Consider the following 13776-nt stretch of genomic DNA (forward strand, 5'->3'; position numbering starts at 1 on the left):
TGGCCGATTCCGCCCCCTCCGGTGGTCTTGTAGCGCTTCACACCGCACGAGAGGCTGCCAAGTGGCGTCGGCGGGGGGATCGACAGACCAGCACCAGCGGCTGAACTCTGCCCGGCGCATGTCGAGTTGAGGAGGGGAACTCACGACATGGCACTGACGCGTACACAGCGTCTGCGCTGGGGAGGGGCTCTCACCGCGGTCACCACGGCCGCGGTGCTTTCGGCCGTCACCCTGCCGGCGCATGCGGCCCCCGCGGAGGGGCTCGTTCTGGGGGCCGGGGCACCCGGTTCCGTCAGCGGCAGCTACATCGTGACGCTCAAGGGGGGAACGAAGGCCCCGTCGGACGCCGGCAAGGCCATCGCGTCGAAGTACGGGGCGAAAATCAGCCACACCTACAGCACGGCACTCAACGGGTACGCGGTGCGAGCGGACGCCACGGAGGCCCGGCGTCTGGCGGCCGACCCGAAGGTCGCCTCGGTCGTCCAGGACGCGAAGGTGACCGTGGACCACAACCAGCAGAACCCGCCGTCCTGGGGCCTCGACCGCATCGACCAGGACGACCTGCCGCTCGACAAGTCCTACACCTGGCCGGAGTCCGCGGGCCAGGGAGTGACGGTGTACGTCATCGACACCGGCATCCGCACCACGCACGAGGACTTCGGCGGCCGGGCGAGCAGCGGCTGGGACTTCGTCGACAACGACGCCGTCGCCCAGGACGGCAACGGCCACGGCACCCATGTGGCGGCCACCGCCGTGGGCACGAGGTTCGGCGTGGCGAAGAAGGCGAACGTCGTCGCCGTACGCGTACTCGACGACGCGGGCAGCGGCACGACGGCACAGGTCATCGCCGGGATCGACTGGGTGACGAAGCACGCGCACAAGCCGGCGGTCGCCAACATGAGCCTGGGCGGTCCCGCCAGCGCCCAGCTGGACGCGGCGGTGCGCAACTCGATCGCCTCCGGTGTGACGTACACGGTGGCCGCGGGGAACGAGGGGCTCCCGGCCTCCCTCGACTCACCCGCCCGGGTGCGGGAGGCGATCACGGTCGGCGCGACCGACCAGAAGGACGCCCGGGCGAGCTTCTCGAACTGGGGAGCGCGAGTGGACCTGTTCGCTCCCGGTGTGGACATCACATCGGCGTCATACGCTGACGACACGGGCGAGGCGACCTTCTCCGGTACGTCCATGGCGGCGCCGCACGCCGCGGGCGCTGCCGCGCTCTATCTGGCCGACCACGCCTGGGCATCTCCGGCCGACGTGAGCAAGGCTCTCGTCGACCGGGCCGTGTCCGGCAGGATCACCGGCGCACTGCCCGGCTCGCCCAACAAGCTTCTCCAGGTCAACAACCCGTAGCAGCCTGGGGGGTACCTCTCGGGCCCCTCGGGGCACTGGCGAAGGAAAAGCCGTCGAGAAAGGCGTGTTCATGGCACCGGCCCCGTCTCCGCGGCGGGGCCGGTGTTGTGTGCGCACCTACGCGCGAGTAGTTAACACTCCACCGGATTGCCCACCCGAGGACGTGGGGAAGGCTCATCCGGTACGCACAGAAACCTCTCGGACACCTCGCCGTCCGTTTCCCGTGTTAGACCCTCTTCATACCTTCGTATCGGCCAACCCCCCTCCTGACACCAGAACAGTCGGAGCGCCATCGGCGCCCCTCCGAATGAGTGAACGCGGACAGGAGCGGTCATGCCCGCAACGCGCCAGTCGTCGACACCACAGATACAAAGGGCAAAGGGCATATCGCCCACACCCCTCCATAGAGACTCCCCAGGTGATCCCATGATCGGCCGCATCCCCGTTCTGGATGTCCACCCCCTCGTCGACTGCGGTCGCAGGCCCGCGAAGGCCGTGGCGGGCGAGGCGTTCCAGATCACCGCGACCGTCTTCCGCGAGGGCCATGACGCGGTGGCGGCCAACGTCGTACTGCACGATCCGGAAGGCCGCAGCGGGCCGTGGACTCCGATGCGCGAGCTGGCACCGGGCACCGACCGCTGGGGCGCGACGGTCAGGCCCGACGCCGAGGGCCGCTGGACGTATGCGGTGGAGGCCTGGAGCGATCCGGTCAGCACCTGGCGCCACCACGCACGGATCAAGATCCCCGCCGGCCAGGACACGGAGCTGGTCCTGGAGGAGGGCGCCCTGCTGTACGAGCGGGCGGCCAAGGGGGTGCCCAAGGCCGACGGCGGCCGTGAGGCCCTGCTGGCCGCGGTGGACGCACTGCGCGACACCGGGCGCCCGGCCGCGTCCCGGCTGGCGGCGGCGCTCACGTCCGAGCTGGACGAGGTGCTCGCCCGCTACCCGCTGCGCGAGCTGGTGACCTCCTCAGAGCCCCTGACGCTGCTGGTCGAGCGGAAGCGGGCGCTGTTCGGCTCCTGGTACGAGTTCTTCCCGCGCTCGGAGGGCGCGGTCGTCGAGGAAGGCAGGCCCGCTGTCAGCGGCACCTTCCGGACCGCGGCCGAGCGCCTGCCCGCGATCGCGGCGATGGGCTTCGACGTGGTGTACCTGCCGCCGGTTCACCCCATCGGCACAACGTTCCGCAAGGGACCGAACAACACCCTGTCGGCGGGTCCGGACGACGTCGGTGTGCCGTGGGCCATCGGCTCCCCTGAGGGCGGGCACGACGCCATCCACCCGGACCTCGGCACGATCGAGGACTTCGACGCCTTCGTGCGCAAGGCCACGGAGCTGCGCCTCGAGATCGCTCTCGACTTCGCGCTGCAGTGCTCCCCCGACCACCCGTGGGTCCAGAAGCATCCCGAGTGGTTCCACCACCGGCCGGACGGCACCATCGCGTACGCGGAGAACCCGCCGAAGAAGTACCAGGACATCTACCCGATCGCCTTCGACCGGGACATGAAGGGCCTGGTCGCCGAGACCGTGCGGGTGCTGCGGCACTGGATGGACCACGGGGTGCGGATCTTCCGCGTGGACAACCCGCACACCAAGCCGGTGGTGTTCTGGGAGAAGGTCATCGCCGAGATCAACCGCACCGACCCGGACGTGATCTTCCTGGCCGAGGCGTTCACCCGCCCGGCGATGATGCGCACACTCGGCGCGATCGGCTTCCAGCAGTCGTACACGTACTTCACCTGGCGCAACAGCAAGCAGGAGCTGACCGACTACCTCACCGAGCTGTCCGGGGACGCGGCCGCCTCTATGCGGCCCAACTTCTTCGTGAACACGCCCGACATCCTCCACGCCTACCTGCAGAAGGGCGGTCGGCCCGCCTTCGAGGTGCGGGCCGTGCTGGCCGCCACGCTCTCGCCGACCTGGGGCGTCTACAGCGGATACGAACTGTGCGAGAACGTCCCGCTGCGCGAGGGCAGCGAGGAGTATCTGAACTCCGAGAAGTACGAGCTGCGCCCGCGCGACTGGAAGACCGCAGAGCGCACGGGGAACACCATTGCGCCCCTCATCACCACGCTGAACCGGATCCGGCGCCTCAATCCGGCCCTTCAGCAACTGCGTGACCTGCACTTTCACCACTCGGACCAGGACGCGATCATCGCGTACTCAAAGCGCAACGGTTCGAACACGATTCTGGTCGTCGCCAACTTGGACCCGCACCACACCCAGGAGGCGACGATCTCGTTGGACATGCCGCTGCTAGGACTGAACTGGCACGACACCGTCCCGGTGCGCGACGAGCTCACCGGAACGACCTACCAATGGGGCAGGGCCAATTACGTGCGCCTGGAGCCGGGTCGAGCGCCCGCGCACGTCTTCAACGTCCTGCGACCGTCCTCACCGATCGGAGGGTCACCCACAACATGATCGTCAACGAACCCGTCCCGGACACCTTCGAGGACACTCCCGCCCAGGAGAGGGACCCGGAGTGGTTCAAGCGAGCCGTCTTCTACGAGGTACTGGTCCGCTCGTTCCAGGACAGCAACGGCGACGGCGTCGGAGATCTGAAGGGCATCACCGCCAAACTCGACTATCTGCAGTGGCTCGGCGTCGACTGCCTGTGGCTGCCGCCCTTCTTCAAATCGCCACTGCGCGACGGGGGCTACGACGTCTCCGACTACACGGCCGTCCTGCCCGAGTTCGGTGACCTCGCCGACTTCGTGGAGTTCGTGGACGCCGCTCACCAGCGTGGTATGCGGGTGATCATCGACTTCGTCATGAACCACACCAGCGACCAGCACCCGTGGTTCCAGGAGTCCCGCGCCCACCCCGACGGCCCCTACGGCGACTACTACATGTGGGCCGACGACGACAAGCAGTACCAGGACGCGCGGATCATCTTCGTCGACACCGAGGTGTCCAACTGGACCTTCGACCCGGTCCGCAAGCAGTACTTCTTCCACCGCTTCTTCGCCCACCAGCCGGACCTGAACTACGAGAACCCCGCCGTGCAGGAGGAGATCCTCGCCGCGCTGCGCTTCTGGCTGGACCTCGGCATCGACGGCTTCCGGCTGGACGCGGTGCCGTATCTGTACGCGGAAGAGGGCACCAACTGCGAGAACCTCCCGGCCACGCACGAGTTCCTCAAGCGGGTCCGCAAGGAGATCGACGCCCACTACCCGGACACGGTCCTGCTGGCAGAGGCCAACCAGTGGCCCGAGGACGTCGTCGACTACTTCGGCGACTACGCGATCGGCGGCGACGAGTGCCACATGGCGTTCCACTTCCCGGTGATGCCGCGCATCTTCATGGCGGTCCGCAGGGAGTCGCGCTACCCGGTCTCGGAGATCCTGGCCAAGACGCCGGAGATCCCCACCAAGTGCCAGTGGGGCATCTTCCTGCGCAACCACGACGAGCTCACGCTCGAGATGGTCACGGACGAAGAGCGCGACTACATGTACGCGGAGTACGCCAAGGATCCGCGCATGCGCGCCAACATCGGCATTCGCCGCCGACTGGCACCGCTGCTGGACAACGACCGCAACCAGATCGAGCTGTTCACGGCCCTGCTGCTGTCGCTGCCCGGCTCGCCGATCCTGTACTACGGCGACGAGATCGGGATGGGCGACAACATCTGGCTCGGCGACCGCGACGCGGTGCGGACACCGATGCAGTGGACACCCGACCGCAACGCGGGCTTCTCGTCCTGCGACCCGGGGCGGCTCTTCCTTCCGACGATCATGGACCCGGTCTACGGCTACCAGGTCACCAACGTCGAGGCGTCGATGTCGTCCCCGTCCTCGCTGCTGCACTGGACGCGCCGGATGATCGAGATCCGCAAGCAGAACATGGCGTTCGGGCTCGGCTCGTTCACCGAGCTGCCCTCGTCGAACCCCGCCGTGCTGGCCTTCCTGCGCGAGTACAAGGACGACCTGGTCCTGTGCGTGAACAACTTCTCGCGCTTCGCGCAGCCGACGGAGCTCGATCTGCAGGCCTTCGACGGCCGGCATCCGGTGGAGCTGATCGGCGGGGTGCGGTTCCCGGCCATCGGTGAGCTGCCGTATCTGCTGACCCTCGCCGGGCACGGCTTCTACTGGTTCCGGCTGCGCAAGGAAGGCGCCGCGTAGTTCCGGGCGGCGGGGCGGTTTCCGCCGCCCCGCCCTGGGAACTGTGACCATCACCGAGTCCGTACGGTGTCGCACCGGTCGAGCCCGTCGCACGGGCCGAACCTGTCGTACCGGTCGATCCCGTACGGACCATCCTCACCCGACACGTCCCGCACAGCCGCACAGCATTTGCCGCATTCCGGGACACTTGACGCGCATTTCTGTGGGTGCCCGGGGAAAGGACGCGACGCCATGTCGGAAGCCGCCACCCGCAGGGGTACGACGTCCATCGCGCCTCCCGACCTGCTGGCGTCGCTCGATCCCCTGTTGCGTGAGTGGCTGCCGCGGCAGCGCTGGTTCGCCGGCAAGGGAAGGCCCGTCACCGGCTTCGCGCTGGTCTCCGCGACCGAACTGGTGGAGCCGCCCCTGACTTCCCCCGGTGTCCTCCACCTCCTCGTCCAGGCGGAGCAGCACCATCAGCCCATACACACCGCCGGCACGCCGGGACACAGCAGCGCCCCGCACACCGACTGCTACCAGCTGCTGATCGGCGTACGGAAGGCGCTGCCCCCGCATCTCGCGCCCGCACTGATCGGGCACGTGACCCACGGCCCGCTGGCCGGGCAGACCGTGTACGAGGGGCTGCACGATCCGCACATCGCCGAGCTGCTGCTCGAGCGGCTGCGGCTGCCCGGGCGGCTCGGGGAGCTGCAGTTCGGGCGCGACACCCGCGTGGACATCCCGTTCGGGCTGGTGCCGCGCGCGCTGGGCGCGGAGCAGTCCAACACATCGCTCGTCTACGGAGATACGTTCATCCTGAAACTGTTCCGGCGTGTGGTCCCCGGTGTGAACCCGGACCTGGAGCTGCCGCGGGCGCTGGCCCGGCAGGGCTGCGGCCGGGTGCCGGCGCCGGTCGCCTGGTTCGAGTCGCACGAGCCGGGTCCTGCGGCGGAACCGCTCGTACTCGGCGTGCTGCAGCCCTATCTCAAGGGGTCCGCGGACGGCTGGGAGCTGGCGCTGCGCATGCTCGCCAAGGGCGAGGACTTCAGCGGGGAGGCGCGGGCCCTCGGCCGCGCGACCGCCGAAGTGCACCTCGCGCTCGGCCGTGCGCTGCCCACCGCGACGCTGGGCCGTGCCCAGGTGGAACTCCTCGCCCGCGGGATGACGGAGCGCCTCGAAGCGACCGCCCAGGCGGTGCCCGCCCTGCGCCCGTACGCTCCCGGGCTGCGCTCCGCCTTCGACGCGCTGGCCCAGCTGGGCGCCGAGGGTCAGACCTGGACGGCCCAGCGCGTCCACGGCGATCTGCACCTGGGGCAGTGTCTGCGCTCGCCGGCCGGAGAGTGGTCGCTCATCGACTTCGAGGGCGAGCCGGCGCGTCCGCTCGCCGAACGCCGGATGCCGCAGCCGACGGTGCGGGATGTCGCGGGCATGCTCCGCTCCTTCGACTACGCCGCACGCTCCCACCAGCCGTGGGCGCCCGAGTGGGCCGACACCTGCCGGGCCGCGTACTGCAGGGGGTACGCCGAGGTGTCGGGCAGCGACCCGCGCACCGAGCCCGTGATACTGCGCGCCTACGAGACGGACAAGGCGGTGTACGAGGTCCTCTACGAGGCCCGGCACCGGCCCGACTGGCTGCCCGTACCGCTGGCCGCCGTACGCCGGCTCGCCGCGTCGGCCCGCGACCCCGGCCCGGGCCGCTGACATCGGCCCATCGACGCGCACGAACCGCCCACGACCGCCACGACCCGCCGACAAGCCCCGCGACCGACACGATGCCCTCCGAGGAGGCCTCCCCCGTGACCCGCCCACCAGCCCGCAAGCCGTCCGACGAGTCCGAGGCTCCGGCCGCGCCGCCCGCACCGCCCGCGCCGCGATCAGCGGAACCGAGCTCCGAGGGCGCCGCGGGTTCCGGCGCCGGTGCCGCCAAGAAGGAGACGAAGAAGACATCGGCGAAACCGGACGGCGGCTCCGCGAAGAGCACGTCGCCGAAGAGCACGTCGAGCACGCCACGGACGTCGAGGACGTCGAGGACCTCCGGCAAGGGCGTCGCCGCGAAGGAGGCGAAGGCCGGCGGGGCGGAATCGCAGGCGACCAGTACGAGCGGGACGGCGACGGACAAGGCAGTGACCGGCCAGGCAGTGACCGACACGGCGGCTTCGGAGAAGACAGTGACTGGGAAGGCCGCTTCAGGCAAGGAACGCAAGGAACAGCCCGGGACCGCTCTCAGCGAGACGGCCCGCGAGGCGGGTACGGCCGCCTCCGGCCGGGTGACCGCCGGGACAACCCCCTCGGCCGGGGCGATCCGGACGGCTTCGGCGGCCGCGTCGAGCGAGGCTGCCCGCGCGGCAGCCGCCGCGGGCGACGCGGTCCCGGCCGAGACCGCCAGGACCACGGCGGCTGCGGGGAACCCCGCAGCCGGCGAGGCGACACGCGCAGCAGCCGCTTCCCATGAAACGGCCTCAGGGACTGCCCCCGGCCGGGCAGCCGGTGCGACGGCCGCCTCGAGCGGGGCGTCCCGCGCGATCCCGGTCTCGGGCAACGCCGCACAGCAGAACACCACCCCGGCCATGGCGGCGGCCAAAGACCCCGCAGCCGGCGAAGCGTCCCCCGCAGCGGGCGGTTCCGGCGGGACGGCTCCCGGGGCACCCGTCCCCGGCAACGCGTCCGGCGGGGAAGCGGCCCCGAACAACGCCGAGTCCGGCAATGCCGCCGCCGAGCAGGGCGCGTCCGGCAAAGGGAACGGGCCCAGGAACTCCCCTCCGGGACGGCCTGGCGGGCGGCCCGCCGACCCCGTGCCGTACGACGACCGGGAGCGGCTCCTCAGCGGTACGCACCACGCCCCGCACTCGGTGCTCGGTGCCCACCCGGTGCGCGCCGGCGTCGTGTTCCGTGTGCTGCGGCCGTACGCGCGGTCGGTCTCGGTCGTCGGCAAGGGGCTGCGGGCGGAACTGCACGACGACGGCGACGGTTTCTTCTCCGGTGTGCTGCCGCTGCGGGACATTCCCGACTACAAGCTGCTCGTGACGTACGAAGGAGCCGAGGTCGAGACCCACGACCCGTACCGCTTCCTGCCCGCGCTCGGTGAACTCGATCTGCATCTGATCGGCGAGGGCCGGCACGAGCAGCTGTGGATGGCGCTCGGTGCGCGGCCGATGGTGCACCAGGGGGTGACCGGCACCCGCTTCACGGTGTGGGCGCCGAACGCACGCGGCGTGCGGGTGGTCGGGAACTTCAACTACTGGGACGGCACCGGCTACCCGATGCGCTCGCTGGGCTCGTCCGGCATCTGGGAGCTGTTCGTGCCGTCGCTCGGCGTGGGCGAGCTGTACAAGTACGAGATCACCCGGCCCGACGGCTCGAAGACGGTGCGGGCGGACCCGCTGGCCCGCCGTACGGAGGTCCCGCCCGCCAACGCGTCGGTGATCGACGAGTCGCACCACGTCTGGCGGGACGACGAGTGGATGGCGAGGCGCGGCGCCGCCCGTCCCGTGCACGAGTCGCCGTTCTCGGTCTACGAGCTGCATCTGCCGTCCTGGCGGCCGGGGCTCACGTACCGCCAGCTGGCCGAGCAGCTCCCCGCGTACGTCAACGACCTGGGTTTCACACACGTCGAGCTGATGCCCGTCGCCGAGCATCCCTTCGGCGGCTCGTGGGGCTACCAGGTCACCGGGTTCTACGCCCCGACGGCCCGTATGGGCACCCCCGACGACTTCAAGTACCTGATCGACGCGTTGCACCGGGCTGGCATCGGCGTGCTCATGGACTGGGTCCCGGCGCACTTCCCGCGCGACGACTGGGCGCTGGCCGAGTTCGACGGGACTCCCCTGTACGAGCCCCAGGACCCGCAGCGGGCCGCGCACCCCGACTGGGGCACGCTGGAGTTCGACTACGGTCGCGACGAGGTCCGCAACTTCCTGGTGGCGAACGCGGTCTACTGGTGCGAGGAGTTCCACATCGACGGGCTCCGCGTCGACGCCGTCGCCTCGATGCTCTATCTCGACTACTCGCGCGAGTACGGCCAGTGGACCCCGAACGTGTACGGCGGCCGGGAGAACCTGGACGCGGTGGCGTTCCTGCAGGAGATGAACGCCACGGTGTACCGGCGGGTGCCGGGCGTCGTCACCGTCGCCGAGGAGTCCACGGCCTGGGACGGTGTCACGCGCGCCACGCACCACGTCGGCCCGGGCGGCTTCGGCGGTCTCGGCTTCGGCCTGAAGTGGAACATGGGCTGGATGCACGACTCGCTGGGCTATGTGTCGCACGAGCCCGTGCACCGCAAGTACCACCACCACGAGATGACGTTCTCGATGGTGTACGCCTACAGCGAGAACTACGTGCTGCCCATCTCGCACGACGAGGTGGTGCACGGCAAGGGCTCGCTGGTGTCGAAGATGCCGGGCGACTGGTGGCAGCAGCGCGCCAACCACCGTGCGTATCTGGGCTTCATGTGGGCCCACCCCGGCAAGCAGCTCCTCTTCATGGGACAGGAGTTCGCGCAGGGCGCCGAGTGGTCGGAGAGCCACGGCCCGGACTGGTGGCTGCTCGACCCGGCCTACTCGGCAGAGCCCGACCACCGGGGCGTACGGGATCTGGTGCGTGACCTGAACGCGGTGTACGTGCGCGAACCCGCCCTGTGGGAGCGGGACACGGACCCGGCCGGGTTCGCCTGGATCGAGGGCAACGCGTCGGAGGACAACGTCTTCGCGTTCCTGCGCCATGACGCGGAGGGCTCCCCGCTTCTGGTCGTCTCCAACTTCTCGCCGGTGGTGCGTCACGAGTACCGGCTGGGGGTTCCCGACGACGTGCCCGCGTGGCACGAGGTGCTGAACACCGACCGGGCGCGGTACGGGGGTGGCGACGTGCACAACCCCGACCCGGTCAAGCCGGAGCCGCAGGGCGCTCATGGGCGCCCTGCGAGCATCCGGCTCACGCTGCCGCCGCTTGCCACGGTGTGGTTGCGGCCGGCCTGAGTTCGCCCCCTCCGCCCCTGCCCGTCCCGTACCCCGGGGGGCTTCGCCCCCCGGACCCCCTTCTATCGGCCTGAACGGCCTCGTCCTCAAACGCCGGACAGGCTGATAAGTGCCTCCGGCAGCGGGGTGCTGTGGATGACGCCCAAGGCCTGCGTCGCCCTCGTCAGGGCCACGTACAGGTCGCTCGTGCCGTAGCGGGACGGCTCGACGACCAGGACCGTGTCGAACTCCAGACCCTTCGACTGACGCGGGTCGAGCAGGACCACCGGGTGCGTCAGGTCCGGTTCGGCTCCGGCCGTGACACCCGGCAGCTGCGCGGCGAGTTCGCGGTGCAGGTCGCGAGGCGCGATGACCGCGAGCCGGCCCTCGGCGGGGGCCGTCTCGGCGACGGCCTTCGCGACCGTGCCCGCAAGTTCGGCCCTGGTGGTGGCGCGCGCCCAGGGGCGGTCCCCCGTCGACCGCACCGAGCTCGGCGGTTCGAAGCCGGGATGCTCGGCGCGGAGCACGGCGGCCGCCACGTCCATGATCTCGGCGGGCGTGCGGTAGTTGACGCCGAGCCGGTTGTGCTCCCAGCGGTCCTCGACGTACGGCTCGAGGATCTTCTCCCAGGAGCCGACGCCGGCCTCCTCCGCCGTCTGGGCCGGGTCGCCGACCAGCGTCATGGAGCGCGTCGGGCAGCGGCGCATCAGCAGCCGCCACGCCATCGGCGACAGCTCCTGCGCCTCGTCGACGATGATGTGGCCGAACGCCCAGGTACGGTCGGCGGCGGCCCGCTCTGCGGCGCTGCGGTGGTCGGCCTCCTCGTGCCGCTCCGCCATCCGCTCGGCGTCGATGATGTCGTGCGCGGACAGGACCTCGGAGCCGTCGGGGTCACTGTCCTCCTTGTCCTCGAACTCGTAGGTCCGCGAGGCGTACGAGACGTCCAGGACGCCCTGCGCGAACGCGATCTGCTCGCGCCGCTCCCGGTCTGCCGCGGCCCGCACGATCCGCTCGTCCTCGCCGAGGAGTTCGGCGGCCTCGTCGAGGAGGGGCACGTCGGCGGGGGTCCACGCGCGCGATGAGGGCACCTCCCGGGCCCTCAAGGCACTGGGGGAAGGGCGCCGGATCGCCGCGGCGTCCTCGTCGGACAGGTGGGAGGGATCGGCCAGGAATCCGGCGACCAGCTGCTGCGGGGTGAGCCGCGGCCACAGCTCGTCGACGGCCGACCACACCTCGGGGTTCTCGGCGAGCTCGTCGCGGATCTGGGTGATGTCGCTCGCGTCGAGCAGGTTCGTGCCGTCGTACGGGTCGGTGCCGATGCGCTCGGCGACCATGTCGGTGAGGGTGTTGAGGATGTGGCCCTCGAAGTGCTCGCGGGCCACGTTGTGCGGCAGGCCGGTCGCGCGGGTGCGGTCGCGGGCCACCCGTACGAGGTCGTCGTCGAGCAGCAGCACCTCCCGGTCGTGCTCGATGGTGAGCACCGGGTCGGGCAGCGCCTGCCGGTCGCCGACGACGGCTGCGAGGACGTCCGCCATCTCCGCGCGGCCCTTGACCGCGGCCGCGTGCGGGGTGTCCGTGCCGGTGGCCCGTACGCCGGGATACAGCTCGCCCATCGTCGCGAGCAGCACGCCCGTCTCGCCGAGCGACGGCAGGACCTCGCCGATGTAGCCGAGGAACGCCGGGTTCGGGCCGACGATCAACACGGCCCGCTTGGCGAGCAGTTCGCGGTGCTCGTAGAGGAGATACGCGGCCCGGTGCAGCGCCACCGCCGTCTTGCCGGTGCCGGGGCCGCCCTCGACGACGAGGACGCCGCGGTGCGGGGCGCGGATGATGCGGTCCTGCTCGGCCTGGATGGTCTGCACGATGTCGCCCATGCGGCCGGTGCGCGCCGCGTTCAGGGCGGCCAGCAGCACCGCGTCACCGGTCGGGTCCTCATGGCCGGTGCGGGTTGCGTCGTCGAGGTCGAGGATCTCGTCGTGCAGTTCGGTTACCGTGCGGCCCTTCATGGTGATGTGCCGGCGGCGGCGCAGGCCCATCGGCGTATGGCCGGTGGCGAGATAGAAGGGGCGGGCGACGGGGGCGCGCCAGTCGATCAGAACCGGGGTGCGCTCGGCATTGTCCTCGCGGATTCCGACGCGTCCGATGTGATGGGTCGTTCCCTCCGTGAGATCGATACGCCCGAAGCAGAGCGAACCGTCCACCGCATTGAGTGCGGCGAGCAGACCGGAGCGTTCGGCGACCAGCACATCCCGTTCGAGCCGTGCCTGCAGGCCGTTGCCGACCGGGGCCAGCGCGCCCGCCAGTTCGGCCTCGGTGCCGCCGCGCAGCGCGTCCACGCGCGCGTAGAGGCCGTCGATGAATTCCTGTTCGCGCTGCAATTCCTCGTCCACACCCGGTGTATTACGACCTTTTTCCATGCGCCCGTTTGACAATTCCGCTCCCGCCCGGATATAGTGTCGTCATTGAACTTCTCCGTGACTCAACCGGCCTGAAGTCACGAAAGATTGAATATACGCCAAAGAAATCCCCCGACGCAATTGCGCCGGGGGATTTCTTGTTCGGTCCGCTGCGGTCCGCCGGGTTCAGAGCACGTCGGCCAGCTCCGCCAGCAGCCTCCTCTTCGGGCGCGCGCCCACCATCGACTTCACGGGTTCGCCGTCGCGGAAGAGCATGAGCGTCGGCATCGACAGCACGCCGTACGCGATCGTCGTCTGCGGATTCGCGTCCACGTCCAGCTGTACGACCTTCAGCCGGTCGCTCTCCTCCCGGGCGATGTCGCTCAGCACCGGCGCGAGCTGCCGGCACGGGCCGCACCAGTCCGCCGTGAACTCGACCAGGACCGGTACGCCCGACGCCACCACCTCCGACTCGAAGTCCGCGTCGGTCACCTCGGCCACGCCTGCCGCCTTGATCATTTCCGTCACCTTCCCAGCTCGCAGTGCGGCTCCGGACCACCCGGAGCCCCCGCCTCGGCCGCCAGCTCGTCGCGCGCCTGCTCGGCCCGCTCCAACTGCGCGCGGACCCCGTCCCGTACGGCGGCCAGCTCGCCGATGAGCGCGTCCAGTTCGGCGAGTTTTCGCCGGTAGACGGCGAGCGACGCGGGGCACGAGTCGCCGGCCGGATGACCGGCCCGCAGACAGTCCACGAACGGCCTGGTCTCCTCCAGGTCGAACCCGAAGTCCTGCAGGGTCCTGATCTGCTGCAGCAGCCGCAGATCCCGCTCGTCGTACGTGCGGTACCCGTTGCTGCCGCGCCGCGCGGGCAGCAGCCCCCGCGACTCGTAGTACCGCAGTGCCCGCGTGGTCGTCCCGGCCCGGGCTGCCAGTTCGCCGATTCGCATGCGAGCGACCGTAGTCCTTGACGCCGACGTCAAG

At 70.3% G+C, this 13776-nt stretch carries 8 protein-coding genes; 5 read left to right on the forward strand and 3 right to left on the reverse strand.

All coding sequences use genetic code 11. The features are described 5' to 3' along the window. Positions 1–147: 147 nt before the first annotated feature. From ACWD4J_RS28135 to glgB, 5 genes are all read left to right on the forward strand, one after another. Positions 148–1353, forward strand: coding sequence for a S8 family peptidase (locus tag ACWD4J_RS28135; RefSeq protein WP_451398228.1), 1206 nt, complete (start codon positions 148–150; stop codon positions 1351–1353). A 333-nt stretch (positions 1354–1686) separates the two neighbouring features. Further along, the gene (locus tag ACWD4J_RS28140) at positions 1687–3774 is read left to right on the forward strand and encodes an alpha-1,4-glucan--maltose-1-phosphate maltosyltransferase (protein ID WP_451398229.1); all 2088 of its coding nucleotides are present in this window, start codon (positions 1687–1689) and stop codon (positions 3772–3774) included. Beyond that, complete coding sequence (treS, locus tag ACWD4J_RS28145; RefSeq protein WP_451398230.1) at positions 3771–5474, forward strand: maltose alpha-D-glucosyltransferase; 1704 nt, start codon at positions 3771–3773, stop codon at positions 5472–5474. The genes ACWD4J_RS28140 and treS overlap by 4 nt, the downstream gene beginning before the upstream one ends. A gap of 231 nt (positions 5475–5705) precedes the next feature. After that, a complete protein-coding gene (locus ACWD4J_RS28150; RefSeq protein WP_451398231.1) occupies positions 5706–7154 on the forward strand; it encodes a maltokinase N-terminal cap-like domain-containing protein in 1449 nt (482 codons plus the stop codon). A 95-nt stretch (positions 7155–7249) separates the two neighbouring features. Next, positions 7250–10423, forward strand: coding sequence for a 1,4-alpha-glucan branching enzyme (gene glgB, locus ACWD4J_RS28155; protein WP_451398232.1), 3174 nt, complete (start codon positions 7250–7252; stop codon positions 10421–10423). Between the two features lie 86 nt (positions 10424–10509). On the opposite strand, the gene ACWD4J_RS28160 is transcribed toward glgB, so the two are convergent. From ACWD4J_RS28160 to ACWD4J_RS28170, 3 genes are all read right to left on the reverse strand, one after another. Continuing rightward, on the reverse strand, positions 10510–12819 hold the full coding sequence (locus tag ACWD4J_RS28160; protein ID WP_451398233.1) for a HelD family protein: 2310 nt from the start codon (positions 12817–12819) through the stop codon (positions 10510–10512). Between the two features lie 165 nt (positions 12820–12984). After that, positions 12985–13317 carry a thioredoxin gene (gene trxA, locus ACWD4J_RS28165; RefSeq protein WP_451398234.1) on the reverse strand — a complete coding sequence of 111 codons (333 nt, stop codon included), beginning with the start codon at positions 13315–13317 and terminating at the stop codon, positions 12985–12987. Between the two features lie 5 nt (positions 13318–13322). Next, on the reverse strand, positions 13323–13742 hold the full coding sequence (locus ACWD4J_RS28170) for a MerR family transcriptional regulator (RefSeq protein WP_451398235.1): 420 nt from the start codon (positions 13740–13742) through the stop codon (positions 13323–13325). Positions 13743–13776: the final 34 nt, after the last annotated feature.

Source organism: Streptomyces sp. NPDC002577 (genome assembly GCF_053594815.1).